This window comes from Candidatus Poriferisocius sp., from assembly GCF_965208475.1.
GTDB lineage: Bacteria > Actinomycetota > Acidimicrobiia > Acidimicrobiales > Bin134 > Poriferisocius.
The window spans coordinates 2525511-2551446 of the sequence record NZ_OZ242338.1; the positions used below are offsets into that span (position 1 = coordinate 2525511).

General features: G+C 64.6%; 29 protein-coding genes. 7 read left to right on the forward strand and 22 right to left on the reverse strand.

Going from position 1 to position 25936, the window contains the following annotated elements; translation table 11 throughout:
* Positions 1-4: 4 nt before the first annotated feature.
* Together ACOGXA_RS11780 and ACOGXA_RS11785 are read right to left on the reverse strand one after the other, a co-directional pair.
* Positions 5-1819, reverse strand: coding sequence for an NAD(P)-binding protein (locus ACOGXA_RS11780; protein WP_419924065.1), 1815 nt, complete (start codon positions 1817-1819; stop codon positions 5-7).
* 43 nt (positions 1820-1862) lie between these two features.
* Positions 1863-3047 carry an MFS transporter gene (locus tag ACOGXA_RS11785; protein WP_419924066.1) on the reverse strand — a complete coding sequence of 395 codons (1185 nt, stop codon included), beginning with the start codon at positions 3045-3047 and terminating at the stop codon, positions 1863-1865.
* Between the two features lie 102 nt (positions 3048-3149).
* Here ACOGXA_RS11785 and ACOGXA_RS11790 point away from each other — a divergent pair, with 102 nt between their 5' ends.
* On the forward strand, positions 3150-4040 hold the full coding sequence (locus ACOGXA_RS11790) for a phosphotransferase family protein (RefSeq protein ID WP_419924067.1): 891 nt from the start codon (positions 3150-3152) through the stop codon (positions 4038-4040).
* Here ACOGXA_RS11790 and ACOGXA_RS11795 read toward each other — a convergent pair whose 3' ends face one another.
* The 8 genes from ACOGXA_RS11795 to ACOGXA_RS11830 all read right to left on the reverse strand — a co-directional run bounded on the left by ACOGXA_RS11795 (position 4041) and on the right by ACOGXA_RS11830 (position 10036).
* Entirely contained in the window at positions 4041-5207 is a 1167-nt protein-coding gene (locus tag ACOGXA_RS11795; RefSeq protein ID WP_419924068.1) for a thiolase family protein, read from the reverse strand. It lies immediately after the preceding gene.
* Positions 5204-6730 carry a class I adenylate-forming enzyme family protein gene (locus ACOGXA_RS11800; protein ID WP_419924069.1) on the reverse strand — a complete coding sequence of 509 codons (1527 nt, stop codon included), beginning with the start codon at positions 6728-6730 and terminating at the stop codon, positions 5204-5206. Before ACOGXA_RS11800 ends, ACOGXA_RS11795 begins: the two co-directional genes overlap by 4 nt.
* Positions 6727-7146 carry a Zn-ribbon domain-containing OB-fold protein gene (locus tag ACOGXA_RS11805; RefSeq protein WP_419924070.1) on the reverse strand — a complete coding sequence of 140 codons (420 nt, stop codon included), beginning with the start codon at positions 7144-7146 and terminating at the stop codon, positions 6727-6729. Before ACOGXA_RS11805 ends, ACOGXA_RS11800 begins: the two co-directional genes overlap by 4 nt.
* A gap of 14 nt (positions 7147-7160) precedes the next feature.
* Entirely contained in the window at positions 7161-8354 is a 1194-nt protein-coding gene (locus ACOGXA_RS11810) for a cytochrome P450 (RefSeq protein WP_419924071.1), read from the reverse strand.
* 33 nt (positions 8355-8387) lie between these two features.
* On the reverse strand, positions 8388-9161 hold the full coding sequence (locus tag ACOGXA_RS11815) for an SDR family NAD(P)-dependent oxidoreductase (RefSeq protein ID WP_419924072.1): 774 nt from the start codon (positions 9159-9161) through the stop codon (positions 8388-8390).
* 65 nt (positions 9162-9226) lie between these two features.
* Positions 9227-9559 (reverse strand): type II toxin-antitoxin system PemK/MazF family toxin, encoded by a 333-nt coding sequence (locus ACOGXA_RS11820; RefSeq protein ID WP_419924073.1) that lies wholly within the window; start codon positions 9557-9559, stop codon positions 9227-9229.
* On the reverse strand, positions 9556-9783 hold the full coding sequence (locus ACOGXA_RS11825) for an antitoxin MazE family protein (RefSeq protein WP_419926975.1): 228 nt from the start codon (positions 9781-9783) through the stop codon (positions 9556-9558). The genes ACOGXA_RS11820 and ACOGXA_RS11825 overlap by 4 nt, the downstream gene beginning before the upstream one ends.
* Positions 9784-9820: 37 nt before the next feature.
* Positions 9821-10036, reverse strand: a complete 216-nt coding sequence (locus tag ACOGXA_RS11830; protein WP_419924074.1) for a ferredoxin — start codon at positions 10034-10036, stop codon at positions 9821-9823.
* A 64-nt stretch (positions 10037-10100) separates the two neighbouring features.
* On the opposite strand from ACOGXA_RS11830, the gene ACOGXA_RS11835 reads away from it, so the two are divergent.
* From ACOGXA_RS11835 to ACOGXA_RS11845, 3 genes are read left to right on the forward strand one after another with little or no spacing between them, the layout of a single operon-like run.
* A complete protein-coding gene (locus tag ACOGXA_RS11835) occupies positions 10101-10862 on the forward strand; it encodes an SDR family NAD(P)-dependent oxidoreductase (protein WP_419924075.1) in 762 nt (253 codons plus the stop codon).
* Between the two features lie 3 nt (positions 10863-10865).
* Positions 10866-11204, forward strand: coding sequence for a nuclear transport factor 2 family protein (locus tag ACOGXA_RS11840; RefSeq protein ID WP_419924076.1), 339 nt, complete (start codon positions 10866-10868; stop codon positions 11202-11204).
* Positions 11204-12694 carry an FAD-dependent oxidoreductase gene (locus tag ACOGXA_RS11845; protein ID WP_419924077.1) on the forward strand — a complete coding sequence of 497 codons (1491 nt, stop codon included), beginning with the start codon at positions 11204-11206 and terminating at the stop codon, positions 12692-12694. Before ACOGXA_RS11840 ends, ACOGXA_RS11845 begins: the two co-directional genes overlap by 1 nt.
* On the opposite strand, the gene ACOGXA_RS11850 is transcribed toward ACOGXA_RS11845, so the two are convergent.
* From ACOGXA_RS11850 to ACOGXA_RS11885, 8 genes are all read right to left on the reverse strand, one after another.
* Complete coding sequence (locus ACOGXA_RS11850; RefSeq protein WP_419924078.1) at positions 12680-13096, reverse strand: hypothetical protein; 417 nt, start codon at positions 13094-13096, stop codon at positions 12680-12682. The two genes, ACOGXA_RS11845 and ACOGXA_RS11850, sit on opposite strands and share 15 nt — an antisense overlap.
* Positions 13097-13260: 164 nt before the next feature.
* Positions 13261-13788, reverse strand: a complete 528-nt coding sequence (locus ACOGXA_RS11855; RefSeq protein WP_419924079.1) for a VOC family protein — start codon at positions 13786-13788, stop codon at positions 13261-13263.
* On the reverse strand, positions 13781-14467 hold the full coding sequence (locus ACOGXA_RS11860) for an SDR family NAD(P)-dependent oxidoreductase (protein ID WP_419924080.1): 687 nt from the start codon (positions 14465-14467) through the stop codon (positions 13781-13783). The genes ACOGXA_RS11855 and ACOGXA_RS11860 overlap by 8 nt, the downstream gene beginning before the upstream one ends.
* 6 nt (positions 14468-14473) lie before the next feature.
* Complete coding sequence (locus tag ACOGXA_RS11865; RefSeq protein ID WP_419924081.1) at positions 14474-15184, reverse strand: ABC transporter ATP-binding protein; 711 nt, start codon at positions 15182-15184, stop codon at positions 14474-14476.
* Positions 15184-16131 carry an ABC transporter ATP-binding protein gene (locus ACOGXA_RS11870; RefSeq protein WP_419924082.1) on the reverse strand — a complete coding sequence of 316 codons (948 nt, stop codon included), beginning with the start codon at positions 16129-16131 and terminating at the stop codon, positions 15184-15186. Before ACOGXA_RS11870 ends, ACOGXA_RS11865 begins: the two co-directional genes overlap by 1 nt.
* Positions 16128-17168: a branched-chain amino acid ABC transporter permease gene (locus ACOGXA_RS11875; protein ID WP_419924083.1), complete on the reverse strand. Its 1041-nt coding sequence runs from the start codon at positions 17166-17168 to the stop codon at positions 16128-16130. The genes ACOGXA_RS11870 and ACOGXA_RS11875 overlap by 4 nt, the downstream gene beginning before the upstream one ends.
* A gap of 60 nt (positions 17169-17228) precedes the next feature.
* Positions 17229-18326, reverse strand: coding sequence for a branched-chain amino acid ABC transporter permease (locus tag ACOGXA_RS11880; RefSeq protein WP_419924084.1), 1098 nt, complete (start codon positions 18324-18326; stop codon positions 17229-17231).
* Between the two features lie 65 nt (positions 18327-18391).
* Complete coding sequence (locus ACOGXA_RS11885; protein ID WP_419924085.1) at positions 18392-19642, reverse strand: ABC transporter substrate-binding protein; 1251 nt, start codon at positions 19640-19642, stop codon at positions 18392-18394.
* Positions 19643-19733: 91 nt separating this feature from the next.
* On the opposite strand from ACOGXA_RS11885, the gene ACOGXA_RS11890 reads away from it, so the two are divergent.
* Complete coding sequence (locus ACOGXA_RS11890) at positions 19734-20939, forward strand: cytochrome P450 (RefSeq protein WP_419924086.1); 1206 nt, start codon at positions 19734-19736, stop codon at positions 20937-20939.
* Positions 20940-21014: 75 nt separating this feature from the next.
* Here the strand turns inward: ACOGXA_RS11890 and ACOGXA_RS11895 are convergent, their stop codons facing one another.
* Complete coding sequence (locus tag ACOGXA_RS11895) at positions 21015-21431, reverse strand: DUF4143 domain-containing protein (RefSeq protein ID WP_419924087.1); 417 nt, start codon at positions 21429-21431, stop codon at positions 21015-21017.
* Positions 21373-21852: an ATP-binding protein gene (locus tag ACOGXA_RS11900; protein ID WP_419924088.1), complete on the reverse strand. Its 480-nt coding sequence runs from the start codon at positions 21850-21852 to the stop codon at positions 21373-21375. Before ACOGXA_RS11900 ends, ACOGXA_RS11895 begins: the two co-directional genes overlap by 59 nt.
* A gap of 524 nt (positions 21853-22376) precedes the next feature.
* On the opposite strand from ACOGXA_RS11900, the gene ACOGXA_RS11905 reads away from it, so the two are divergent.
* A complete protein-coding gene (locus tag ACOGXA_RS11905; protein WP_419924089.1) occupies positions 22377-22664 on the forward strand; it encodes a hypothetical protein in 288 nt (95 codons plus the stop codon).
* Positions 22642-23064, forward strand: a complete 423-nt coding sequence (locus ACOGXA_RS11910; protein WP_419924090.1) for a PIN domain-containing protein — start codon at positions 22642-22644, stop codon at positions 23062-23064. The genes ACOGXA_RS11905 and ACOGXA_RS11910 overlap by 23 nt, the downstream gene beginning before the upstream one ends.
* Before the next feature lie 375 nt (positions 23065-23439).
* On the opposite strand, the gene ACOGXA_RS11915 is transcribed toward ACOGXA_RS11910, so the two are convergent.
* Together ACOGXA_RS11915 and ACOGXA_RS11920 are read right to left on the reverse strand one after the other, a co-directional pair.
* The gene (locus tag ACOGXA_RS11915; protein ID WP_419924091.1) at positions 23440-24798 is read right to left on the reverse strand and encodes an IS1380 family transposase; all 1359 of its coding nucleotides are present in this window, start codon (positions 24796-24798) and stop codon (positions 23440-23442) included.
* 341 nt (positions 24799-25139) lie between these two features.
* The gene (locus tag ACOGXA_RS11920; RefSeq protein WP_419924092.1) at positions 25140-25880 is read right to left on the reverse strand and encodes an ATP-binding protein; all 741 of its coding nucleotides are present in this window, start codon (positions 25878-25880) and stop codon (positions 25140-25142) included.
* Positions 25881-25936 lie beyond the last annotated feature (56 nt).

Here is a 25936-nt window from a genome sequence, read left to right on the forward strand (position 1 = left end):
GATATCAGCGGAAAAATATAATGGCATGGGCGTCGGCAATGGCCGAAAGGATGCGGCCGGGCTCCCGGGCGTCGCCGATGACGTGAACGATGAGTCCGGCCGAAATCAGGTCGGCGGACAGCGGATCGTAGGGGTTCTTGGCCACTGGGAGGATTAGATCGGCTTGGGGAGGTGAGTCCACCTTGGTCTTGATCTGGACATCGAAAACCTGCAAGCGCTCCAGAGCAGGCTGGACCACCAAATCGAGAAGGGCGTTGGCTGCTACCCGGCGAGCGGGGGTGGTCACGGTCACCGCTAGGCCCTGGGTGGCCAGCCACTCAGCCAGGCCGAGGGCTTCGTAGCCGCCGAAGCGGTCGTCTACTACGGCGGTGCCGCCTTGGGGCACCGCGCTGATGTCGGGGATCTCGGCACCGGTGGCACCGGTGGCTATCACCACGAGGTCGGGGCGGGCGGCGGTGATCGCCTCGACATCGGCGGTTTGGTTCAACCGCACATCGACCCCCAGGCGGGACATCTCCCGTTCTTGCCAGTCGCAGATGTCGCCCAGCAAGCCCCGGGTGGGCAGCCGCTGGGCTTCTCGGACCGCCCCGCCCAATCGGTGACGGGCCTCGAACAAGACGACGACGTGGCCCTGCTCGGCGGCTAGTCGAGCGGCTTCCATTCCACCCGGCCCGCCGCCGACCACGACCACTCGACGGGATTGGGGGCTGGGCCCGGGTGGCGGCTCGGCCTCACGTCCCACCCTGGGGTTGACCGCGCACGACAAGCGGCCCCGGTTGAGGCCGCCGACGCAGCCGTCGTTGCCGGCGATGCAGGGGCGGATCTCTGACTCCCGGCCAGCCACGCTCTTGGCCACCAGGTCGGGATCGGCGATGTGGGCTCGGGTGAGGCCCACCATGTCAGCCACGCCGTCGGCGATCAACTGGTCGGCCTCGGCCAGAGCGCGGAATCTGCCGGTCACGATGGCAGGGAGATCAACAGCAGCCACCACGGGAGCGGCGGCCTCGAGCTCATAACCGGGCGGCTCGTGCATCCCGCCCATGATCTTGTGGGGGCGCAGGCAGCTGCCGTAAGTGAGGTTCACGTAGTCGATGAGGCCGTCGTCGGCCAGCACCCTCACTAGCTCGGCACAATCGTGCTCGGTCACTCCCCCATCGCCCACTGCCTCTGAGCCGACCCGCACCCCCAGCACGACATCAGGGCCGATGGCCTCTCGCGCCGCGCCCACCACCCCGCGGGCTAGCCGGATGCGGTTCTCCCACGATCCGCCGTAGTGGTCGGTGCGCCGGTTGGTAGCCAGCGACATGAACTGCTGGAGCAGATAGCCATGGGCGATGTGGACCTCTACGCCGTCGAGGCCACCCGCAGTGGCCCACTGAGCCGCCTGGGCAAAGGCATCGGTGAGCTCGGCGATGTCATCAGCCGTCATGGCCTTGGCTGGGCGGCGGATGCTGGGACCGGCCAGCTCGGATGCCGACCACGGCGGTCCGCCGTCGGCGGTCACCCCCTCATAGCCGAGATGACCGAGTTGCTGGAACACCGCCATGTCGTAGGGGGCCAACCGGTCCATCAGCCTTCGGTAGTCGTCGACCACCGAGGCCTCGTGCAACCGCAGCGTGCCCATGTCGGTGGGATGCACCGACGCCGCCTCCAAGATGGTCAACCCGCATCCTCCTGCGGCCCGGGCTTCGTGGTAGGCGATCAGCTCGTCGGTGATCCGCCCCTGGCCGATGTTCGTGCCGTGGGCGGTGCGCACCACCCGGTTCTTGATCTCCAACCCATTGATCTCAATCGGCGCCAACACATGCTCGTAGCTCATGGCATCAACCCGTCAGCGAGCTTGGTCGTCGGGTCATCTCTGGTCAAGACCGCATCTCGCCGACTCGGTTGGCGCGGGCGAAGCAGGCGGCCGCCGCGGCGCTGCCCAGGGCCATCACCAGCCAGGCCCAGGTGTAGGTGCCGAGCCAATCCACCAGCGCTCCGAAGCTCACCGGGGTGGCCAGCGCGCCCATGTAGTAGCCGGTCATGGTGACGCCAGTAGCCCGGGCCACCGCTTGGGGGGCCCGGTCGACCACCGCGGCGTGCATGATGCCGATGGCCGCCAACTGGACGATGAACCCGGCGAACAGCCCAATGGTTGCTACCACCAGGCCGAACGTCAGGCCGCTCATGGTCACAAGAACCGACGCGGTCAACACCGCGCACAGCCCGACGATGAGCGGCACCCGTCGAGCACGGCCGAGGTAGTCGGCCCGCAGCGCGGTCAGCGACATGCAGACCGCGCCCAATCCGGCCGCTATCCCGGCGATGGCGCCCGCCACCGGTTTGGAGGTGCCCAGGCCTTCGTCCAAATAGGGAACGGCCCAAGAAAACAACGGCTGAGAGGAGCCCACCAAGAAAAAAGCAGACACGGCAAACCACCAGAACCCACGGGGAAGAACCGTTTCTTGGCGCTGCGCCCGTGTACGGGAGGAGCGGATGTCGGGAATGACGGCCGCCGCATTGAGCGCACTGACCACCGCAATGGTCCCGCCGATCATCAATATGAGGTTCCAACTCCAGCGATCAGAAGCCCAGGGCACCAGCACTGCGCTGATCAGTGCCATCGTTGGCACCCCCGACGTCTTGGCCGACAAGGCCAGCGTGCGACGGTTTTCCGGCACAGCAGCGGCTACCGCCTCATTGGTGGCCGCGTTGGTCAGGGCGTAGCCGAATCCGGCGAACACCGCGGCCCCGATCAAAGCGGCATAGCTATCGAGAAGAGCGGCCGACCACGCGGCAACCGCCACGATCAACTGATCGGCAACCACCGCGGTGCGGGTTCCGACCTTCTCGGTGATCCGGGCCCCAATGATCGATCCCAAACCGGTGCAGCCGAAGTGCAGGCTCACCAGCAGCCCGACCTGGGCCCGGGAGATGCCGAGGTCATCGCGCACCGCAGCCGCGAAATAGCCGGGGAAAAAGCCCAGGCTGGAGCCGATGCCCAACGCCAGCATGCTGGCCGCAACCACGGCTGGACCTCGACCAGTTCCCGGTTGTGCGCTCATGCGCTTCCCCCACCCAACACTGCGGGCGACGTTATCGGGCAGCAGAGTCAGCTCAGTGGTTGGGCAACCGTTGACCGCCCGTCAGGCCGGTACGCTCCATTGGTGGACTTGTCGCCCGCCGCGGTGGGACGAGCGGTATCTGAGGTGTTCGACGGGATAGACGCCCTGCCTCAAGTAGAGCGCTTAGACCGGGGGTTTTCCTGGGTGACGCTGAGGGTGGACGATGTGATCGTGCGGGTGGCTCCTCTGGGTGGGACGCTGGATCCCTACGACCCCCAGGTTGAGGCGACCAATCTGCGGAGGGTGGAGGGCATCGTTCCCGCCCCTCGGGTGCTGGCCGTGCAGTCCGAGGCCGACAACTCCATCGGCCGACCGTTCGGCGTCCACACCCGAGTGCCGGGACGGGTTCTGCGGCTCACAGAGGTGACCGAGCGCCAGTCGGAGTACATAGCCACCGCGGCCCAAGCGCTTGGAAGTCTGCATCGCCTGACAGCCCCGATATCGGTGACTGAGGCCTACGACGCTGAGTTGGATCGGACCGAGGCCGCCTATCGACGGGCTGCTCCCGACCGGCACCCCGAATTCGAAGCCGCGCTGGCGTGGCTCCGAGCCAATCGCCCGGATTGCGACGAGTCCGCGGTGTGGTGCCACGGCGACTTCCGGTTCGCCAACATGAGCTGGACGGGGCCAGGAGAGCTGGGCGGCATCTTGGACTGGGAGCGGGCTTGGGCCGGCGACCCCATGTGCGACGTGGCCTTCACCCATCGCTTTTCCGGCTGGTGCACTGTGGAGGACTCCGCCGACTACGGCCACCCGATCGACCAAGAGCGGCTGGCCTATGCCGCCCGCTTCGAGCGGGTCCGCTCCTTCACCGCGTCGATGCGAGCCATCCGGGCCTGGCTAGACGGTCGCTCAAACGACCCCCGACTCCTCACCATTGGCCGCCGAGGAGAGCAGGCCATGAAGACAGAGTTGGATTGGGCAGCCGGGTAGCTAGCTCCGGCCCAAGACCATCACGTTGTGGTACTGGGCGCCGGCGCCGGCGCCGGTAACCAGGGCGATCTCGGCATCGGGGACTTGGCCGGGGCCAGCGGTGCCCCGGAGCTGCCTCACGGCTTCGACGATCTTGAGGGTGGGGCCGCCCCAGCCGATGTGGCTGTAGCTGAGCAGGCCGCCGTCGGTGTTGAGGGGGTGACGGCCGTTGGTGCCGATGCCCGCTTCGGCCAAATAGTCGGCCCCTTCGCCTTCGGCACACAGGCCCAGCATCTCGAACTGGCGCACCACTTCGTAGGTGTTGATGTCGTAGAGCTCGAACACGTCCACGTCACTCGGGCTCAGCTCAGCCAGCTCAAAGGCCCACCGAGCGGCGTCGGCCCCCAAGCTCCACACCTCGTCGTAGCGGGGCGGGTTCACGTATTGCTGGCGGTGCCATTCTGAGCCACCGCCCAGGATGGCCACCGGCGGTTGGGGCAGATCCCGAGCCCGCTCGGCGGTGGTGATCACCATTGCCGCGGCTCCTTCGGTGGCCAGACACAGGTCCAACAGCCGGAAGGGCTCGGCCACCATCGGGGAAGTCAGGACATCGGCCGGGGTGTAGGGGCCCCGCCTGGCCATTACCGCCGCGGCATTGTTTGAACCGGCGTTGCGGATGGCGGCGGCGATGGCGGCCATCTTTTCGGGGTCGGGGTCGAAGCGGTGCCGGTACACCTGGGCCACCAGGGCGAACTGGGCGGCGGTGAGCGAGCCCCAGCAGGCGATGAACTCGTTGTCGGGCCGGGTGTAATCGGCCACCGCCGACCCGCCCATGACCCCGGCCTGGCCGCCGAACACCACGGCTGTCTGGCACAGTCCAGCAGCCACCGCGGCGGCCGCATCTAGGGCTCCGGGAACGCCTTGGGGATAGGTGTCGCACACCCATCGCAACGGTTGGCCGAATACCTCGGCCCAATCGGCCGATCCGGGCTGGAAGACGGTGCCTCCCGGTCCGGGCCAGCGTGCGGCCACTCCGTCGACATCGGCCACCGTCAGCCCAGCGTCGTCGAGCGCAGCCAATGCGGCCCGCAAGGAGATCTCTGCCGAGGTGGTGTTGAGCTGGCGGGCCATCTCGGTGGCCGCCACTCCGGCTATGGCCACCCGGCGCAGCGGGTGGGCGCCGCTCACACTCGCCTGCCTTCCCCCCAGTAGCGGGAGCGAAGCTCTTCCTTGGCGATCTTGCCCACTGCGTTTTTGGGCAGCGAGTCGGTGAACTCCACTCGCTCGGGGATCTTTATGGAGGTCAGCTCGGATTGTCGGCACCACAGCCGCAGCTCCTGGCTATCGGCCGCCGCCCCCTGCTTGAGGGCCACCACGGCCACGATCGCCTCTCCCCACTCGGTGTCGGGCACGCCGACCACCGATGCCTCCAACACCGCGGGATGGCGATACAGCACGTTCTCGATCTCGGTGGGGGCGATGTTCAGCCCGCCCCGAATGATGAGGTTCTTCATCCGGTCGACGATGTAGATGAAGCCCTCGTCGTCGACCTCGGCCACATCCCCGCTGTGCATCCACCCGTCCCGCAGCGCCTCGGCAGTGCGCTCGGGATCCCGGAAGTAGCCTTTCATTACGTGCGGGCCGCCGAAAATGACCTCGCCCCGCTCGCCCACGGCCACGTCTTGGCCGTCGGGGTCTACCACCCTTACGTCAACCGCGTACGACGGCTGGCCGCAGGACGACAGCAGCTCGGGGCGCTCCTCCAGACCCCGCACGTGGTCTTCTTTGCGCAGGATGGTGCCGATGGAGGCGATCTCGGCCATGCCGTAGAGCTGGTTGAACACCGGGCCGAACCGCTCTACCAACTCGGCCAGGCGGTCGGGGGAGATGGGCGACGAGCCGTAGCCCAGCGTGCGCAGCGACCCCAGCTTGTGGTCGTCGGCCCGCTCGAGGCGGTCGAGCAAGCGCATGAGCTGGGTGGGCACCAGAAACGAGTGGCTCACCCCGTGGTCTTCCACCAGGCGGGCGTAGCGCACCGGGTCGAAGTTGCGGCTGTCGACAAACCCCTGGGCCGCGCCGATCAGCAGACACGGCAGGATGGTGATGTTCACGCTGGAATTGTGGGGAATCTGGATGAGATACCGGCTGTGTCGGTCGATCTCGTATTCCAAACAGGCCACGGTGGCGTGCTGGAGCACCCGGGCGTGGTCGAAGTGGACTCCTTTGGGCCGCCCGGTGGTGCCGCTGGTGTAGACGATGCAGAAGTCATCGTCGGGACGCACTTCATGCAGGGTGTCGGGAGGCGCGGCTGAGGCGGTACCGGCCAGGTCGTCGAGGTCGCGGTCGATGTCTATGATCGGAATATCGAACCCGTCGAGCTGGTCGCGGTGCTCGGCATCGGTGATGGCGAGGGTCGGGTCGGCATTGTCGAACACCTGCTCCAGTTCCAGCGGGCCGAGCCGGAAGTTGAGCCCCACATAGCAGCCCCCGGCCTTGGTGATGCCGCCCATAACCTCCACCACCTCAGGGCGGTTGGCCACCAGCAGTGCCACCCGGTCGCCCTTGGCCAGGCGATGCGCGCCCAACAAGGCGTTGGCAATGCGGTTGGTGCGCTCGTCGAGCTGGCGGTTGGTCAGCTCGCGCTCGCCGAAAACGGCGGGATCGCGGGGATGGCGAGCCCCGTTGCGGGCAAAGGTCAACCCGACGTTCACCGGGTCGCCTCGTCAGGGGCAAAGGCCGGAAGCCGGTGACCGTCGGGGCCGGTCACAAATCGCACGCTCACCGCCATGTCGATGGTCACGTGATCGGGTTCGCAGCCCACGATCCATGTCAGCAAATGCCAGCCTTCGTCGATATCCACGTCGGCCAGCACATAGGGGGCTTCGAAAGCCGGGGTCGGTGGTCGGTGGATGGTGGTGTGGCTGTACACCCGGCCCCGCCCGCTGCTGGGCTCATAGGCCCAGTTGGTGCTCTGGCACTGCGGACAGGCGAACTGGGGGACGAAGAAGTTGTGGCCGCAATGCCCGCACACCGGGCGGACCAATTCACCGCGGTCGACCGCGGCCCAGAATTCCCCGGTGAGCGGACGCTGGGTGCGGTCCTCCCGTTCGACAGTGGGCCCCTCCATCAGCGGTCTGCCTATCAGAACAGCACGGGGTACTGACCCCACCACACCCGGGCAATGTTTGGATCTTGCTGGGGGGGATTGTCGGGGTCGCGTTGGGCGCCTCGGGCAAGAAGGCCTCGCAGGATCAGCGCAACCGTGCCCAACAGGATGGGTGCCCCGGTGTTCTCGTCGGCCGGCACCCCGCCGTCAAGCTCCATGCCGATGCAAGCGTGGCGTCCCCCGCCGAAGGTGTGGCCCCACCGGGGCACGTCGTCGCGAATCGAGCGGAGCGGATTGAAGCTGTCAGCGTCGGCCCCGAACACCTCGGTGTCCCGATTGGCCGACCACAAGTCCATTACCACGGTGTCGCCCACCGCCATCTGGGTTCCGTCGCGCAGGGTGACCGGCTCCACTGCTTCCCGGCGGGCCACCGGGCTGGCCGGATGCAGACGCATGGACTCGTGTACGCAGTGCTGGAGGAACACCGGATCTTCGACCATGCGGGCGCGGTCTTCGGGGTGGTCGTCGAACCAGCCGAACGCGCCGTGAACGGCGTGAGTGGTGGCCGCCCCGGTGGAGTGCATTCCGGCCAGCATGTAGAAGGCCACTTCCCGGCGGACCACGTCGCGGGGCAGTTCTAGGGAATCCTGGTTGCGCACCAGCACGGTGAGCACGTCTTTGGGAAGGTCGTCCTCGGTGACCTCGCCGGCAACGAACCTCTCAAAGAGCTCGGTTCGCCGGGCCAGCGATGGAGCGAAGAACTCTTCGTCCCAACGTTCCAGGGCCTCGGCCACCTCGGCCTTCAGCTCCTCGGGATCCCGGGTGCTGTGAACAGCGGTGGCTCCTTCGCTGAACTTGACCGCATAGGAGAACAGCCGATCGGTTTCCTCGGGGGTTCCCTCCGAATAGTCCACCCCGGCGGCAGCGGCGGTGAGGTTAACCACGATTCGCCGGGCCAATGGCACCACGTCGCCCCGCCCTTCAGCGGCGGCGGGGTCCAGCTGCTGATCCACCGCCAGAGGCAGCAGGTCCCGCTCGTAGTGCTCAAAGGTCTCCCGGCGGAACAGCCGGTTCTCCAGTCGGCGGCGACGGCGGTGATCGTCTCCCCACAGGGTGAGCAGCGTGTCAGCCATGATCATCCCGGCGGCGTCGTAAAGCGCCTGCTTGAGGCCCTTTTGCCGATAGCCGTCGCGAACGTCGTCGAACCGGGTGAGGGTGATCTCTGTCATCGGGTCTTGTCTCCTTGGGTGAGGTCGGGTGGATCAGCCTTCTTCGGCGATGCCGTCGATCGACGCCGGGCGGGGCATTCCAGAAAGCACGGTGTGGACTACACCACCGTCCACCACCATGTTGTGGCCGTTGACGTATTCGGCATCGGCAGAGCACAGCCACATCACCGCTTTGGCGATGTCGTCTGCGGTGCCCAGCCTCTGGCTGGGGGTACGAGATGAACGGGTTGCTCGCACTTCGGGGTCGGCCAGGATGGGGGCCGACATGCCGTCGTCGATAATGCCGGGGGCCACCGAGTTGACCCGGATGCCGGCTGGTCCCCATTCGATGGCCATCTGGCGGGTGAGCTGGATCACCGCCGCCTTGGTGGGGCTGTAGGCCCCGGAATTCGGGCCGGGGGCGATGCCGTTTATGGAGGAGATGTTGACCATCGACCCGCTGCGGCCTTCGGCGATCAGGCGGCGGGCCACCGCTCGGCCGCACACGAACGGGCCATTGAGGTTGACGTCCACCACCGCCCGCCAATCGGATTCCAGATGGTCGACCAGCGGGGTAAAGCGCACGATGCCGGCATTGTTCACCAGCGCGTCCGGGGTGCCGAAATCATCGAGCACGGCTTCAATCGCATCCGAGTCAGTGGTTGAAGCTACAAGGGCCACCGCATCGGGCAGCGATTGGGCGGTTTCCTCCGCGGCCCCGCCATTGACGTCCAGCACCCCCACCCGGTAGCCCGCGGCCGCCGCCTGCCGGGCGATCTCCGCCCCAATCCCGTGTCCCGCCCCGGTCACAATCATCAATCTCGCCACGAGCGCAAACCTTAGTGCGGCGCCGCCAAATGGCTAGTTGCCACTCTGGAGCGAAACTCTTTGAATCATCTCCCCGCTAGCCCGAAGTAGACCATTACGGCTCGTCCCAGACGGGTCATGTGTTGTTCGTCCAATACCCCGATGCGCTCGCCAAGGCTGTCGCGTCGAACCGTGGTGATCTTGTCGACCATCAGGCTGCTTCGCTCTCTCAGGCCGTTACTGCCATCAGAATCAACCACCAGACGGATCAACGGAGCTTCGGTCGGGTCGGTTGTGAAGGGGCAAACCGTGACCGAGATAGTGGCATCGAAACGGTCGTCCTGGATGATGACTACTGGTCTCGGTTTGCCCGCATACCCGCCACCACCGGCCGCGGTCCATATCTCAGATCTCTTCATTCGTCAAAGATGCTGATGGCCTCAACGAATTCTTGATCGGCGGCAGCCTGTGGGCTGGAAGCAACGGAGAGTGACTGTCGATGAGCTTTGGCTGTGAACCCTGGTTCTCTAACGTCAGGAACCCACAGCTGGATCAGGCGCAGTCCTTGTTCCCGCATACGCGCTCGATAGGCACTGACTCGTTGTGAGGTCGACGCTCTGCCCATCGGCTTATCTTCCGGCATTGCCACACGGCCATGTTACATGCAACGCAGCCGAAAACTACTCTAGGAGGTTGCCGTTGTCGTCGAACACCTGGATGGCCCGGGAGGGGCAGTTGCGGGCGGCTCGGAGGAGCTGTTGGTCGGTCAGGTTTCCCGCGGTGGGCTGCACGGTGGCCAGTTCGTCGTGGTCAAAGGCGAAGGCGGCGGGATAGTCGGCCACACATCGCCCCGAGCTCATGCACTCGTCTTGGTCGATCTCCACTCGATATGCCATGGCTTGACCCTAGCCATCGCATGACCCTGATGGTCTGACTACTGCCCAGTAAGGTCGCATGGCGATGAAGTCCATCGACGGCATGTCCATTTTGATCACCGGCGGCGGCTCGGGAATCGGCGCCGGGGCGGCCGAGCATCTGGCCAGCCGGGGGGCCCGGGTTACCATCACCGGGCGCCGCAGCGACCGGGTGGAGGCGGTGGCTGCTGGGCTGGGCAACCGAGGGCGTGCTGTGGCCGGAGACGTGACGGATGCTGGTGACCGCACCGCCATGATTGAGGCCGCCATTGAGCATGGCGGCGGTGTGGATGCCGTGATCAGCAACGCGGCCAACATGTATCGCGGCCCGGTGGACGAGTTGGAGGAGCAGGCCCTCCTCGACGTTTTCCACACCAATGTGGTGGCCGGGATGATGCTGGTGGGCGAGGCCCTGCCCCATCTGCGGGAGCGGCAGGGATGTGTGTTGTTCGTCGGGTCGGTACACACCCAGCGGGCCTTCCCTGGCGTGGCCCCCTACGCCGCCACCAAGGGGGCGTTGGAGGCGCTCACCGGAGTGCTGGCCGCGGAGTTGGGTCCTCAGGGCGTGCGGGTGGGATGCGTGCGGCCCGGCGCGGTGTTCACCGAGATCAACCAGCGGGCGGGGCTCATGGGCGACGACGAGGCCAAGGCTCGGCTCGAAGGGCTGGGGCCGGCCCATGCGCTGGGCCGCATCGGCACCGTCACCGAGATCGCCGAGGCGTTCGAGTATCTGATCGGCGCCGAATGGGCCACTGGATCGGTGCTGACGGTAGACGGCGGGCTCAGCCTCGGCGTTACCAATGCCTGACTTATGCGTGATCCCCTGAGCGCGGTTCAAGACCATCTGAACGCGGTCCACACCGGCGACCCCGAGGCCATGGCCGCCGACTACGCCGACGATGCCGTGCTGGTGCGCGATATGGCCTTTCAGGGCCGCGACGCCATTGCCGGCTACTTCGCCTCTGTGCCCGACCGGCTGGGCGACGGCCGAGTGGACTTCGCCGAGCCCCGGTTGGAGGACGGCCTGGTGGCGGTGGCCTGGAAGCTGGTGGGCGGTCCCGGCGACGGTGCTTCGGGCACCGATCGCTTCGAGGTGGCCAGCGGCATGATCGTGCGCCAGACAGTGACCCTGGACGGCGGAGATTTCTGATGTTCGACCAGACCTACGACCTAGTGGTGGTGGGCTACGGAGCGGCGGGCACGGCTGCGGCCATCACCGCCTGTGATGCCGGGGCCTCGGTGGTGCTGGTGGAGAAAAACCCCGAACACCGCCATACTCCTTCAACACGGATGTCGGGCGGCATGGTGATGACGGTGACCGATGTTGACGCCGGAGCCCGCTATCTGGATGCCTGCGCGTCGGACATGGTGCCCTTCGATGTGTCCCGCGGGTGGGCCGAGCGGGCCGCATGCCTGCCCAAGTGGTTCGAGGATGTCATCGGCGGCTTGGACATGGTGGCCTCGGCGGGGGCCGAGCATCCCGGTTTCGACGGGGCGGAGGCGATCGTGGCCGTGCAGCCCGGCGGGGTGGCCGAGCGGCTGGTCGCCGCGGCTGGGGGCGGCCCCCGGCTGTTCGAGGGTTTGGCTGCTGCGGTGAACCGGCGGAAGATCCCCATCCTGTGGGACACTGCGGCGTCTCGGCTGGTCCAAGACACAGACGGGCGGGTGACCGGTTTGACCGCGACCCGCAGCGGCCGATCAATTTCCCTAGGCGCCCGCTGCGGCGTGGTGCTGGCCTGCGGCGGCTACGAGTTCGACGAGGAACTCAAGCGCGATCATCTGCGGACCTATCCGGTGTACTTCTACGGCAACCCCAACAACACCGGCGACGGGGTGCGAATGGCCGCCGGGGCCGGGGCCTCCATGTGGCACATGAACCAGATGATCGGCCGGGCGATCGGCCACTTCGACCTCGACGGTCAGCCGATCAACTTCATCATCGGCATCAACCCTGCTGGCTATGTGATCTGCGACCGAGCCGGGAACCGGTTCGCCAACGAGCACCATCAGGCCCTGCTGCGCCACGACTTCTACTACGACCTGCTGGCCTACGACCCGGCCACCAACACGCAACCCCGGGTGCCGTGCTACTGGTTCTTTGACGAGTCCCGGCGACTGGCCGGACCGCTCACCTACGCCCACTTCGGCGCGGTGGCCGTGGGCCTCTATGACTGGAGCGACGACAACTCTGCGGAGATCGAGCGGGGCTGGATCGCCCCCGGCAGCACCATCGCAGAGGCCGCCATGGCCGCTGGAATGACCGAGGAGGCCGCCAAGCAAGCCGAGGCCACCGTTGACGACTACAACCATGCGTGCCACGCCGACGAGCCCGATCCCTGGGGTCGCCCGGCCGACACTATGGTGGCCATCTCCGAGCCGCCCTACTACTGCGTGGCCCTGTGGCCCGGGGGATCCAACACCACCGGCGGCCCCCGCCGCGACCGCCACGGCCGCATCCTCGACGCCTTTGGCGACCCCATCGGGGGCCTCTACGGCGCCGGGGAACTAGGCCAAGCCTCCGGCGTCCTCTACCCCGGCGACGGCTCCAACCTGTCCGAGGCCTTCTGCTTCGGCCAGATCGCCGCGGAACACGCGCTCAATTACAAGGCGTTGGGCGTATCGAAATCAGGCAATCGCTGAGTCCCTGGCTTGGTCGGCTAACTGCTTGATCCGCTGATGGGAGACACCGAGAACTTGGCCAGCCTCCCGCATCGTCAAGTTGGCGCCCAATAGGGCAGCGGCGGCATCGCATCGGGCCCTAGCCGCAGCAGACCGAGCCTCGACTTCAGTAGCTACGGCTTGCCGGGCCCTGTCGAGCACGGCTTCTAGCTCGCTTGGCATTGACACTTTGACATCGACCATCACCTGGTTGATGTCCACTTCAAGAAGATCGGCTATCAGTCGGCGGGCGACTTTCGGAACTTTATTCAGCCGGCGAGCCTGGCTCACCCCGACAACGGTTGCTGGAAGCCCCGAGACCACCTCGATGACCCACCAATCTTCAGACCGGGTCGCTTCAACCGCGTAAACACTCTCGGTCATTTACCCTCTCCTCTTCGGCCTACCAAATGTCTCGCGGCCGTTCGAAATTGTGCGGGGAAGCTCGGCACCAATATTAGTCTAGTAGCAGTTGACGCATGTTCAACAGCCGCGACCAATCGCTGCGACGATTTGGCCAGAAATGTGGCTTGGCGCGGGGAATTGGATTAGCGGTCGGTGGCGGCGGGGAATTCGGCCCCGGCCAGCCAGTTGAGGAAGTCTTGGCGGCGGGCCGCGTCCACCAGTTCTACCCGCAGCCCAGTGGTAGGCATCCAGTGGTAGGTGAAGCCCAGCGGGCGGCCGTCGGAGGCTTCGTAGGAGGCCAGCCATTCATAGCCGGCGTCGGCCAGGCGCTGGGCGTCGGCCACCAGATCGTGGCTCCAGTAGCCCAGGTGGTGGACTCCCCCGGCGGTGGAGGTGTCCCACACCGTGCCCGGCGTGGCCGAGATGAACTCGATGTGGGGCGGCCCATCGATGGAGTAGGTGAATCGGAAATCGGCCTTCACCACCCCGTTGGGTTGACGCGCCATGAACTCCCGGTGCTGGATGGGGGCCCACTCAAACCCGTGGAGGGCACTCCACTCGGCCATGGCCGCGTCGAGATCGGTCACCACGATGCCGAAGTGGTAGAAGTCCTCCAGGGGCACCAGCCCCTGAAGAGCATCATGCTGTGAATTGGATGTTGTATCAGGCATGGCCGCGCCACCCTCCGTCAGTGAATAGAACTTCGCCAGTTACATAAGACGCCTTCTCGCTGAGCAGAAACGAGATGACCTCGGCGATCTCGGCCGGCTCGGCCACCCGGCCCATCGGCACCCGGGCATCCAGCCAGGCCGCCTGCTCGGGATTGCCAAGCCGCTCCGCGGTCATCGGTGTCCGCACCGGCCCCGGCGCCACCGCGTTTACCCGCACCCCCAACGGTGCTGCCTCCACTGCGGCCGCCCGGGTGAGGGCCGACACCGCCCCTTTGGAGGCCACGTAGTGGGCTTGATCGGGCACCGCTATCTCGGCGTTCACCGAAGACACGTTGACGATGGCCCCGGTCGCGCTGGGATGGTGGCGACGCAAGAACCCCCGGATGCCCAGCCAGGTGCCAACCACGTTGACCCGCAGATGGCGCTCAAAATCATCCAACTCAGTTTCGACAATCGAGCTTCGAGTGCGGATACCAGCGCAGTTCACCAATCCGGCAAGCTGACCCACCTCGTTGAGCAATCGATCCCAGGCAGCCTCATCGGTGACGTCCAGCAAGGTCACGTTGGCGGCGGAAGCGACATCGGCAGCCACCACGTCCCAGCCATTGGCGACCAGTACTCGACAGGTCTCCGCACCGATTCCCGATGCCCCGCCGGTCACCAGCACCCGACCCGGCATCAGCGCTTAGTGGCCCAAATACGACCGGACCAGGTCGTGGGAGGCCCTCAGCTCCGATGACGGCCCGCTGATGTCGTTGTTGCCGGTGCGCAGCACGTAGGTGCGGTCGGAAACCTCCAGCACTCCGGCGTTCTGCTCCACCAGCAAGAAGGTGGTGCCGCCCTCGTCGCGCAGGTCCACCACCAATTCAAATAGCTGGTCCACCAGATTGGGGGCCAAGCCGAACGACAACTCGTCGATCATCAGCAGTTTGGGCCGGGTAATCATGGCCCGGGCCAGCGCCAGCATCTGCTGCTGGCCACCCGAAAGCGAGGAGGCCTGCTCCCCGATCTTCTCGGCCAGCGCGGGCAAAAGACCCAGTAAACGATCCCGGTCTCGGCGGATGGCGCCGGCGCCGTCGGATCGCAGCCCCAAGCCCAGCTCAAGGTTCTCTTTCACCGACAGGTTCTGGAAGATGCCCCGTCCTTCGGGCAGATGCCCGAGGCCTCGCATGGCCCGGCGCTCGATGGCCAGGCTGCCCAGGTTCTCCCCGTCGAGCACTACAGATCCCGACCAGGTGTCCAACACCCCGGAGATGGCCCGCAGCAAGGTGGTCTTACCCGCCCCGTTGGCCCCCAGCACCGACACGATCTCGCCCTCTTCCACCGACAGCGAGACGCCGTGCAGTACTTCGAGGCGGCCGTAGCCCGACACCAGATCGTTGATCTCGAGCAGCATCAGGACTGCTCTCCCTGCTCGGGATTATCGTCTTCAGTCCACACCTCGGTGAGCTCACCCTCTTCTTCGACGTGGTCGATGTGGTGGTGCTCAGCCAGCGGACTCTCAACCTCGTGAATCTCGCCGCCTTCCTCGGCCTCAAATCCGTGGCCCAGGTAAGCCTCGATGACCACCGGATCGGTGGTTACATGCTCAGGGCTGCCCTCAGAGATGATCTCGCCGAAGTGCAGCACGCTGATCTTGGGGCAAAGGCTGGTGACCAGTTGCAAGTCGTGCTCGATGATGATCACGCACAGGTCGCGTTCGGCTTGAATCTCCCGCAAACTCCGCAACAGCACGGTCACGTCGTCGGCCCCCAGCCCGGCGGCAGGCTCATCAAGCAGCACAACGGAAGGAAAAGCCACCAGCGCCCGGGCCACCTCCACCAGCTTCTGGGAGCCTAGCGACAGCGCTCCGGCATCCTCATGAGCCACGTCGGCCAGCCCGAAGCGATCGAGCATGTCCAAGCAAATCTGCCGGGCTTCGGTCTCTTCACGACGCTGCTGGGGCAAGAGCAGCAATTCGGCAAAGTGCCCCCAGCGGAACAGGTGGTGGCGGCCGAGAAGGGTGTTCTCCATCACGGTTGCATCAAGAATCAGCCGAGGTGCTTGAAAGGTTCGACCGATTCCCGCCTTCACCCGTTGGGTGCGTGACATGGACAGCAGATCCTCTCCGTGCAGGCGAACCGCACCCTGGTTGCGGCGAACATAGCCAGAGATCACGTTGAATACCGTGGTCTTGCCGGCCCCGTTGGGCCCGATCAGCCCGTTGAAGCCCGGGGTGAAAGCTAGATCGACCCCTTGGAGCACCCGGTTGCCGCCAAAGGCCACATGCAGGTCTTCGACAGCCAGCGAAACCGCGGTATCGGTGGGGTAGGTGCCCGGCGCAGGGGTTTCGACGACGCTCATAGCGAGAAGTCCGTTATCGTCTCCAACCTTCGCTGGAGGTCTTTGGCCCATCGGCTGTCACGGATTTGTTTGGGCAGCGCGGCAATTCCGTTGGGGAGGATGAGCACGGCCAATATAAGAGTGATGCCTAATATCAAGAACAGAAGCTTCTGGGTGTCTTGCAGTTTTTGGCGCAGGAACACGAAAAACAATGCGCCGATCAACGGACCCCACTTGTGGCTCAGCCCTCCCACGATCAGCACCACCAGCAAGAACACCAACATCCGGGTCTTGAAAGTAGAGGGGTTGGCGAACGAGCTGTTCTGGGCCCACATGGCCCCGGCCAGCGCGGCGGCAAATGCGGAAATCCCAAAGGCCAGCAACTTGTAGTAGGTGGAGGAGATCCCCAGCGGGCCGGTGGCGATGTCGATGTCTCGCACTGCTTTCAGCGTTCGGCCCAGCCTGCGGTTGGTGAGAACGACGTACGCAACCATCGTGATGAACAGTGCGCCCAGAGACAGCATGTAGACACTGAGGATGCGGTCGAGCCCTGGTACTCGAAATTGCGGAACCTGCTTACCGGTTCCTCCGTTAGTCTTAAGGCCGTCCCACACCTTTTCGTCGAGTCGGATGATGGTGACGATCAACTCCCCCAAGGCCAAAGTGGCAATGGCCAGGAAAAAGCCCTTTAACCGAGCTGCGGGAAAGCCCACAATGAAACCGATAATGGCGGCGGCAATGCAGATGACTGGTAAAGCCAGGAAGAACGGCCAGTCATATCCCGCCAATGCTTCTCGAGTACCGCTAGGGGCCGACAGCACCGCGGTGCCATAGGCCCCCAGGGCAAAGATGCCAGCCACGGCCAGGCCCAAAGTGCCGGAAAAGCCCACCAATAGGTTGAACCCCACCCCGGCGATTGCGAATGCAAACACGAAGGCGAGATTTCCTCGACCGAAATTGTTGCTGCTGTCGAATATGTCGGTCCAGCCAAAGAAGTTCATCCAGGGCAGGAAGGCCAAGAAGAGGAAGATGGCAACGGTGGTAGCCCATTCAGGCACCACCTTCCTCAGGGATTTTTTTGACGGATACAGGGGTAGCAAGGATTGATCAGTCACCGGCTATACCTCACGGGTACGGGCGGTACGGCTAAATCCCCCTGGTGCAACCAAGAGAACCGCAACCACCACTAACAAAGCGATCGTGGGCTGGAGGCTGGTGCTGATCTGGCCTCCCGCCAATGCCTCTCCTACCCCGATGAGCAGGCCGCCGGCGAAAGTACCGCCCAGAGACGTGAATCCCCCGAGCACTGCGGCGATGAACCCCTTTAGGATGAGGCCTTCCGCGCTGCCCAATTCCAGCACCGTAGAGCTGGTGTTCAGGATCATGGCCGCGCCGGCCACAAACGTGCCGATGGCCCAGGCAATGAGCGAGACCCGGCCGGCGTTTATGCCCAGAAGCCGTGCAGTGTGCCCGTCCTCTGCGATAGCCCGCATCCGCACGCCCCACTTGGACCAGAAGAACAACGCCATTCCAATGGCAATGGCAATGCCCACTGCGATGGTGACTACCTGATCCCAACCGATCCTCGTGCTGCCCAAATCGAAGGTCTCTCCCGACCATGGGGCATCGAATCGCTTGGGAGTGGACCCCCAAAGATTCTCGATCACGGATCCCAGCGCGAAATTCAATCCAATGGTAAGCAGCAGCAGCGGGAAGTGATCCACCTTGGACAGCGGTTTCACCCAATAGCGAAGAATCAGGTAGGTGAGCGCGACGGTGAAGACAGCCAAGATCGTCGCAACCCACAACGGGAATCCCTCATCGGTGACCGGGAACCAGTCGAAGAAAGTGGGCAAGCCCTCTTTGTTGAGGAAAAACACACTGGCGTACCCCAATCCAATGGAGGCGCAGACGGCCAATGGCTGGTTGGACAATCCCGTCAGAGGACGGACCAACAAGAACTGGGTGATGGCTCCGAACACCGCGGCAAAGGCCAAGGCCAGCACTATGGCCAGCCAGAACGGCCATCCGACTCCACCCAGCGCAGGATCTCCGGATAAGAACCAAGCCATGAATGCAGCTACCAGCCCCATCTCGGCCATGGCGAAGTTGGGCACATCGGTGGACTTCATGATGACCACGATGGCCAAGCCGATTAGAGCGTAACTTGAGCCGGTTTCAAGGCCGGCCACAATCTGCTGGAGGAGTTGATCCACCTGCTTTGCTCCTAGAAATGGTAGGTCCGGGACCGGCGATCACCGGTCCCGGACCAGCTAGTGAATTAGCTTGCTGGCGGGAGGAACTCCCGAACCTGAGTCCACGTTTCGGTGTCAGCGTCGTACTCGGAAATGCCGGCACCAGAGGCGCAGCCGTGGCCACCAGGCAGCGGCCCACAGGCCAACACCGGCATCGCCGGAATCAAAATGGGATCGTCCACCATGGCTTCAGCTGTGGCGTGGAAGTTCTCGTAGGAGTAGTCGCCTTCGAGCCGGTCCCACAGTTCGAAGAACGCCCGAGTGATGGAGTAGGTCTGCAAGCTGAAGTTGGGGGCCAGGCTCTCGGAACCGGGGCCCTCGTAGACCTCCCACAGACCAGCCCAGTGCTGCACGAATTCCATGTCGGAATCAGGCAGAGCACCCTGAAGAGCGCCCAGGTAGCCGTCGGACGCTTCGGGATTGGCCAAGCCAACAGTGGTCTGTCCACCGGCTCCAGCAGATCCCTGATCGGAGCAAACCAAAGGATCAAATCCAGCCTCGTGGAACTGGTCGAGCACCAAGCCGTTCTGGGTGCCGTCGAGCGCGGTGAGAACCGCATCAGCACCGGAGTCGATCACGGATAGAACCGCAGGGGCCACCGCATCGGACAGCACCTCGACTTCTTCCTTGGCCACGATCTCCATGCCGTGGACCGGCGCCTGCATGTCGATGGCGTTGAATGCCTCTTCACCCAGCTCGTTGTCCTGGCCTATGGCGGCCACCTTGGTGGCACCCTGCTCAGCGAAGTGGTCGATGCAGATGCGACCCTGCTCGGTGCGAGTCGGGTTGGTGAGATACACCTCTTGGATGTCCTGGTCGGCGGGCGATACCGGGCCCCACAGCGGGGTGCCGGCGGCCTCGATATCGGGGTAGGTGGACGGGATGGCCTGCGAGCCCGCTGTGCCGACGAAGCCCCACACGTTGTCCTGCTCGATCATCTTGCGGACGTTGGTAACCATCTGCTCGATCTCGAAGCGGTCGTCTTCCCAAACCAGCTTGAAGGTGCAGCCGTCGATTCCGCCGTTGGCGTTGACCTCTTCGACGGCGATGATGATGCCGGCAATCAGGCCCTCACCAGCGACCGCAGCCCGGCCGGTGAACGGCTGGGACGAACCAATGGTGACAACGCCGCTTTCCTTGTCCACGCCTCGGGCGTCACCCTCTGTGGCGTAGCCGCAGCCGCTGGCGGCACCGCCTTCGTCATCGTCGTTGCCGCACGCGGCCGCTACGAGGGCGACCGCGAACAGCAGCGCCAGAACCTTCAAGAGCTTAGACATGGTTTCCCCTCCACTTGGTTGGATGTGCACTGGTCGGACGTACACAAGTTCGAAACCCTAACAGGCATATGGCTATGGCAAGATACCGGAGATGGCAGAAATCACCGTGACCACGTTTGCCGACGCCCGAGAGTGCTATCGGAATAAGAACCTTCGCCAGGCCCTGTACGACGCCGGCGAGGTGATCATGAGCGACGTGGTGGTGAACCTCCACGGAGATGAGCACCGGGACCGACGCCGCCTGGAGAACCGCCTTTTCCGCCGCGACACCTTCACCCTGTACGAACAGGATCTGTTCCCGCCCATCATCGAGCAAACGCTCGCTCCCCATTTGGCCGAGGGCAAGGCCGAGTTGGTCAAGCTCGGCCACCAGTTGATGATGAATCTGGCCGCATTCACTGCCGGGGTGGATAGGCCTCAAAGCACCCCGGAGGAGACCTTCCGGCTTTACGACTACCTAACGAAGTTCATCGAGGGGGCCACCTTGGCCCACTACACCGGCGACAAGGAGGCCAAGGTGGTCGAGATCGAGGCTGCCCTCGGTGCATTCGACGCCGAGTTCCTCTCCCCCGGCATGGATCGGCGCCAAGCACTGCTGGATCAGCTTGAGGCCGGGCAGATCGAAGCTGACGAGCTCCCCAAAGATGTGTTGATGGTGCTGATGCACAACCAAGACCGCCTGGATCTGAGCCACGAGACCATCCGGCGGGAGATCGCCTTCTACATGCTGGCGGGAGCCCACACTTCGGCCACGGCCTTCAATCGGGTGGTGCACAACATCTTCGGCTGGCTGGACGACCACCCCGAAGACGAACACCGGGTGCGCGACGACCGGCTCTTTGTGCAGCTCTGCACCCACGAGACCATCCGGCTCCAGCCCTCCAGCCCCACCGGGATGCGCTGGGCGCTAGATGACATCGACTTGACCAGCGGCATACACATCGCCAAGGGCGACCGGGTCACGCTGGATCTGCTGTCGGTGAACCGGGATCAGTCGGTGTTCGGCGGCGACGCGGCTGATTTCAATCCCGACCGCACCCTGCCCGAGGGCATTGCCCCGTGGGGTCTGAGCTTCGGACAGGGGATGCACGCTTGCATCGGCCAAGACTTGGCCTCCGGGGTCTCGTTTGTGGACGGCGACGATGTGGACGCCCATTTGTTCGGCCTGGTGCCGGTAGCGGTGCAGACCTTGTTCGACCACGGCTGCCGTCCCGACCCCGACGATCTGCCCGAGATGGATCCCTCCACCACCCGCCCCTACTTCGGCCGCTACCCGGTGGTGTTCGCATCGGCCTAGCCGAGGCTCTCAGGGTTCGCCAGCCCACCTATGCAGAGGTCGCGAACCGCCGGTTCCTTTCTTCTACAAGCGCGACTAGGGATCGAGGCTGTTGAGGAGGACTGTGAGCTCGGCGAGAGTAACTGCGGTGGCGTCGGTGCGCTCTTGGGACAGGTCGCCGCCGTAGACGATGGCCGCCGAGGATATGTCTGGGATCGTGCGCCTTATGCGGCGCAGTCCGGCGAACCAAGCGGCGGAGATTGTGGCGCCCGGCTTGATTTCCACGGCCGCGAGGCCGCTGGAAGTTGGATATAGGAGGTCGCACTCAAGGCCGTCGGATGTGCGGAAGAACGACGGCTCGGCGTACCGGGCGCGATTGTGCGAGTGCTTGACCACCTCGGACATGGCGGCATTTTCGAACAGCGGGCCGCGCAGCGGGTGGGCAAGAAGCTGCTCACTGCTGCGGATTCCGACCAGATAGCTGGCCAGGCCGACGTCGACGAAATACAGCATCGGACCCGCCGGCGAGGCGACGCTCGGCGAGCGTGAACGGCAGCAGGCGCAGCAGGGCCGTGCGGCCGGCGAGCGACTGGCTGATCGTGGATGTCAGACCGAACTGCTCACTGCCGGTGAGCACGAATTGCCCGTTGCGGCGGTCCTCGTCGACCAGGACCTGTAGATAGGACAAGAGGCTCGGCACACGCTGAATCTCATCGAGCACAGCACCGACTGGGAACTGCGCCAAAAAGCGCCGCGGGTCCGACTCGGCGAACTCGCGGGCGTCGGGATCCTCTAGGTTGGCGTATGCCAAATGCGCGAAGGCGCTGCGGCACAGCGTCGTCTTGCCGGATTGGCGCGGGCCGGTAACCGTGACGATCGGATACTGCCCGAACAACTCCAGCAGCCGGGGCATTATCTCTCGCTCGATCACCATGCCCATACGCTAACCCCCAGCATATTCAAGATAGCACCTTCAATCTGCGGGCTGCGATTGCCTAACAGACGGCGGGGGTCATGGTCATGGACGGCGGCACCCACCTGTTCGGACTGGTGGCGGCAGCAGCGCAGACCCTGTTCGACCACGGCTGCCACCCCGACCCCCAACGACCCCCCCAAGATGGACGCCGCCACCACCCGCCCCCACTTCGGCCGCTACCCCGTGCTATTCACCTCGTGCCTCAGCTCTGGAGCAACATACATTGCATTACTGCGAAGATGTCTTCTCCGCACAAACAAGCCGATTGCCGTTAAGAGTGTAAACAGCAGCACGTTACCGCCCAGACCGGCTCTTTGGAGGTTCGAGGTCAACGGCACTACACGGGTTTGCCAGATATCCACGCCGAGAACATCGTCGGTGGCGCAGAGGCCGTTTTCCGGTTTGGGTTGGCACTGGGTATTGTGATTCACAAGTACTGTGATACTGTGACAAAACCTTGGAGACAACCCAGAGGAGAAGCTGTGAGAAACATCACTGTCTCAGTCGACGACGACACACACCGGTTGGCGCGAATCCAAGCGGCGGAGATGGACACATCGGTATCGGCCCTCGTCCGCAACTACCTCAGAAGCCTGGCCAGGGGCGGCCAGCCCGCATCCACCGCCAACGCGACCCAGCAGACAGAAACCGAGCGCCGACGCCGGCTGCTAGGTGAGGCCGTCGCCGACATCACCACCGACGGCGGAGGTCTCCGGACTGCCCTCAACACACCTCGCGAGTATCTGTATGACCGCAGTGCGCTTCGTTGACACCAATGTCCTGCTGTACGCCATAGGCGCTTCTTCGGAAGACTCAGCTAAACGCAGCAGATCCCTCGAACTGTTGGAGGAAGGAGACTTGGCCTTGTCTGTGCAGGTTGTCCAGGAGTTCTACGTCCAGGCGACCCGACCAAGCCGCCCGGATGCAATCACCGCCAAACAGGCGCTGAACTTCCTTGAGGCCATCGACAGCTTTCCCGTCGAACCAGCAACTGAAAACATCTTCCGTGAAGCCGTAGCCATTGGCGAGCGTTTCCGCCTGTCCTATTGGGACAGCGCGATCCTGGCCGCCGCAAGAGCCGCGGGTTGCGAAGCGATCTACTCCGAGGACATGAGCCCCGAGCAGGACTACAACGGCATCCGGGTTATCAATCCCTTCGAAAACGTCTGAGTCTGCGACCAACACCTGCGCCTACGCCCTTGACCTTGGTCGAAAGCGCTAGTCAAGCAGGTCTCGGGTGAGGGTTTGAGCAGCCCAGTTGGCCACTTTCTCGCCGGGGATGGGGTCCCGGGTGGGCCAGGGACGATTGTCTCGTTGAGTCTTTCCGAAACGGTTAACCCTGATTGTTCATGAGAATTCCTGATTTGCTTTGGGCGGGTGGGGTTTGGGTGTTTTCGTGTGGTTCGGGTGTTGGGGTTCGGTGTTGGGGGTGGTCGGGTGTTCGGGGCGGGTGTTTTGGGGTGTGGTCGGGGGTTTTGGGGCGTGGTGGGGCGTGTCGGGTCGGGGTTTTGGGACGGGTTGGTGAGTGGGCCGGGCGGGGCGGGTTTATGGGGCGTGGGGCTGGCAGGCGTGGAGGAGTTGTGGGGTGGCGGGCCACCAGTCGAGCAGGCGCAGGGTCCATTTGCGGGAGGAGCGCACGAGGCGGGCGGGTGCGTGCCATAGCTGCCATCTGAGGCGTTTGGGGGCGGCGTGGGCTAAGGCCCCGGTGAGGCGGAGTTGTTGGAACCATTTGACCAGCGCGAGGCTGAGCGCGACGAGGGCGGCCCAGGCGGCGTTGGCTTCGTAGTCGGTGAAGGGCATGCGTTTGAGTCCGGAGTCTTTGAGGTCGGCGATGGTGTTCTCGATGCGGGCATGGGCTCTCATGTGGGCGTCCAATTCGGCGGGGTCGCCTGTTGCGTCGGTGTAGAACCCGCGGTAGCGCCAGTTGCCGGAGTCGAACAGGGTGCGCTGCGCGCCGGGGTGAAGCGGCTCTCGGCGGGCGATGAAGCGGGTGCGCTCGGGCCAGCCGGCGAGGCCGGCGCTTTCGGTGAGGTCGGCGATTTGGGCGCGCTTGGAGGGCTCGCCGTCGGCGCCGAGCGCCGGCTGCCACTTCTCGGCGCGAAAGCGGCTGCGGTCTATGGCCGCTGTGACCTGCTGGTTTGAGCGCGCGGTCATGAAGAACCCGACGTTGCGGGCCCGGCATGCCTCGGCGATTTGCGCAGAGCAGCCCGCGGCGTCGACCCGCAGCTGCACCTCCCGGCCCGGCGGCGCGTCGTCGCCTTCGCGGTGGCCCATCGCTACGGCGGCGGGCAGCTGCGCGATGGCGGCGTCGAGGACCTCTATGTGGTCAAAGATGTGGTTGGCCGCGGCGTTGCCGGCCCGCAGCTTTATCGACAACGGCTCCCCCTCGTCTGTGGCGCACAGCATCGGGTGGAACCCGAACCCGCCCTTGAAATGCGCCGCCGCGCCCTGCTTGTTCTCGGAGTGGACCTCCACCAATGTCGAGTCGATGTCCAAAACCACCGGAGCAGAACCCGACGCGCCGCCGCGGCGCTCCCACACCCCGGCCCGCACACCGGCCACAGCCTCCCACAGGCCCTCCACCACATCGGGGCCCAAACCGCGCAGCGTGCGGTACAGGGTCGAGTCAGACGCCACCTCGCCGAACAGCACCGGCTGCGCCCGCAAATGCTCGATATCGGCACACGCCTCCCCGCCCCCGGCCAACACCAACAACAAATGCGCCAGCACCTTGCCCCGATCATGAACAGGCGCCCGCTCGCCGCCCGGCGGCACCGCCGCCGACAACGCCTCCCCCAGCCCCAAACCATCGGCGAAACGGCCCAAAGCGAACAAACCCGAATGCGCCGCCACCTGACCGCCGCCGCCCGCCACCCTCACATCGCAAGTGCTGCTAGCCTGCATCTCGGAGATGCCCCTCTCTGTGGAACCGATACGTGAACATCAACACACATCGTCCCACACCAGAGGGGCTTTTCCGCGGACGCGCACCCCCCAACACCACACCCCCCATGAACAATCAGGGTTAACTCGCTTTGCGTGAATCGCAACCAGTCGAACGGCGTGCTCAGCGCAACCAGCGCGCACACGCAGATGACCGTGCGGCGCATCAGTTTGAAATCGTCGTCTTCTGCACCCATTTCGCCATCGTAAGACACACTGCAAAAGTCATAGTCGAGCGGGCTGAGCGGCGACGGAGCTGGTCGGGCACCTACTTTGTCGTTCGGCAAAAGAATCGCAGCGCCTCAACGGTTCCTGTCGGGAAATCCCGGGCCGGGGCCGTACTCAACTCCTGGGCCACGGCGGGACTCGCTGGTCTTCACCAGGATTTCCCGATCTACCAGATCCCTGAGAACCGCAGAGGCGCGAGAAGCGCTCACGCCCAAGAGGTTTCTGACCGCCTGATGAAACAGGATCAACAGCGCATCCGTATCACCGCCCTCAGGGGCCGGCAAGGCCAGAGCGAACCGGGCAAAGCCCAAGTCGACCGGCGCAGCAGATAGGGAGACCCGGACGTGGTCTTTGCCCGCGGTGATGGAAGGGGGGCTTTTGCCTGCTCGCAGCATCTCCCGATACATCAACGGCACCCCGGTACCGAGCTCCTCGATAAGGCCCAAATCGCGAAATGCTTTCACCAGAACCCGATTTCTCGGGCGAGAAGGCGTGGTCAAGATGTTCTCCACAGTCACGCCTCCGACAAGTGCGCCCGGAGAGGTCACCGCCAGCAGAACATCCGAATGCTCGATATGCACCGGATCGGGAAGGGACAGCCGCTGATGGGCCACCGCATTGGCCAATGCCTCGCGAACCGCCCGCTCGGGAAAGTCTGCGAGAGCCGCCTGTTGGCCGCTTCCAAGATAGACCAGCTCTTGGCGCTGGCGAACGGTAATGAGATCGACCGCCCGGTGATAGGCAGCGACAAGCGGGGGTGCGAGCCGTTCAGAAGAGTCAGGAGGGCCTCCGGGAACCTGTCGATGTTGGTACACGATAATTCTATTGCTGAACAACAAGCAGCAGTCAAGTAGAACTATCGCTGCTATTC

What these genes read in the sequence shown, in the direction of transcription:
- ACOGXA_RS11780 (WP_419924065.1), bottom strand. Translation starts at nt 1,819, where the DNA reads ATGAGCTACGAGCATGTGTTGGCGCCGATTGAGATCAATGGGTTGGAG.
- ACOGXA_RS11785 (WP_419924066.1), bottom strand. Translation starts at nt 3,047, where the DNA reads ATGAGCGCACAACCGGGAACTGGTCGAGGTCCAGCCGTGGTTGCGGCC.
- ACOGXA_RS11805 (WP_419924070.1), bottom strand. Translation starts at nt 7,146, where the DNA reads ATGGAGGGGCCCACTGTCGAACGGGAGGACCGCACCCAGCGTCCGCTC.
- ACOGXA_RS11810 (WP_419924071.1), bottom strand. Translation starts at nt 8,354, where the DNA reads ATGACAGAGATCACCCTCACCCGGTTCGACGACGTTCGCGACGGCTAT.
- ACOGXA_RS11820 (WP_419924073.1), bottom strand. Translation starts at nt 9,559, where the DNA reads ATGAAGAGATCTGAGATATGGACCGCGGCCGGTGGTGGCGGGTATGCG.
- ACOGXA_RS11825 (WP_419926975.1), bottom strand. Translation starts at nt 9,783, where the DNA reads ATGCCGGAAGATAAGCCGATGGGCAGAGCGTCGACCTCACAACGAGTC.
- ACOGXA_RS11830 (WP_419924074.1), bottom strand. Translation starts at nt 10,036, where the DNA reads ATGGCATATCGAGTGGAGATCGACCAAGACGAGTGCATGAGCTCGGGG.
- ACOGXA_RS11835 (WP_419924075.1), top strand. Translation starts at nt 10,101, where the DNA reads ATGAAGTCCATCGACGGCATGTCCATTTTGATCACCGGCGGCGGCTCG.
- ACOGXA_RS11840 (WP_419924076.1), top strand. Translation starts at nt 10,866, where the DNA reads ATGCGTGATCCCCTGAGCGCGGTTCAAGACCATCTGAACGCGGTCCAC.
- ACOGXA_RS11845 (WP_419924077.1), top strand. Translation starts at nt 11,204, where the DNA reads ATGTTCGACCAGACCTACGACCTAGTGGTGGTGGGCTACGGAGCGGCG.
- ACOGXA_RS11850 (WP_419924078.1), bottom strand. Translation starts at nt 13,096, where the DNA reads ATGACCGAGAGTGTTTACGCGGTTGAAGCGACCCGGTCTGAAGATTGG.
- ACOGXA_RS11855 (WP_419924079.1), bottom strand. Translation starts at nt 13,788, where the DNA reads ATGCCTGATACAACATCCAATTCACAGCATGATGCTCTTCAGGGGCTG.
- ACOGXA_RS11860 (WP_419924080.1), bottom strand. Translation starts at nt 14,467, where the DNA reads ATGCCGGGTCGGGTGCTGGTGACCGGCGGGGCATCGGGAATCGGTGCG.
- ACOGXA_RS11865 (WP_419924081.1), bottom strand. Translation starts at nt 15,184, where the DNA reads ATGCTGCTCGAGATCAACGATCTGGTGTCGGGCTACGGCCGCCTCGAA.
- ACOGXA_RS11870 (WP_419924082.1), bottom strand. Translation starts at nt 16,131, where the DNA reads ATGAGCGTCGTCGAAACCCCTGCGCCGGGCACCTACCCCACCGATACC.
- ACOGXA_RS11885 (WP_419924085.1), bottom strand. Translation starts at nt 19,642, where the DNA reads ATGTCTAAGCTCTTGAAGGTTCTGGCGCTGCTGTTCGCGGTCGCCCTC.
- ACOGXA_RS11890 (WP_419924086.1), top strand. Translation starts at nt 19,734, where the DNA reads ATGGCAGAAATCACCGTGACCACGTTTGCCGACGCCCGAGAGTGCTAT.
- ACOGXA_RS11895 (WP_419924087.1), bottom strand. Translation starts at nt 21,431, where the DNA reads ATGCTGTATTTCGTCGACGTCGGCCTGGCCAGCTATCTGGTCGGAATC.
- ACOGXA_RS11900 (WP_419924088.1), bottom strand. Translation starts at nt 21,852, where the DNA reads ATGGTGATCGAGCGAGAGATAATGCCCCGGCTGCTGGAGTTGTTCGGG.
- ACOGXA_RS11910 (WP_419924090.1), top strand. Translation starts at nt 22,642, where the DNA reads ATGACCGCAGTGCGCTTCGTTGACACCAATGTCCTGCTGTACGCCATA.
- ACOGXA_RS11915 (WP_419924091.1), bottom strand. Translation starts at nt 24,798, where the DNA reads ATGCAGGCTAGCAGCACTTGCGATGTGAGGGTGGCGGGCGGCGGCGGT.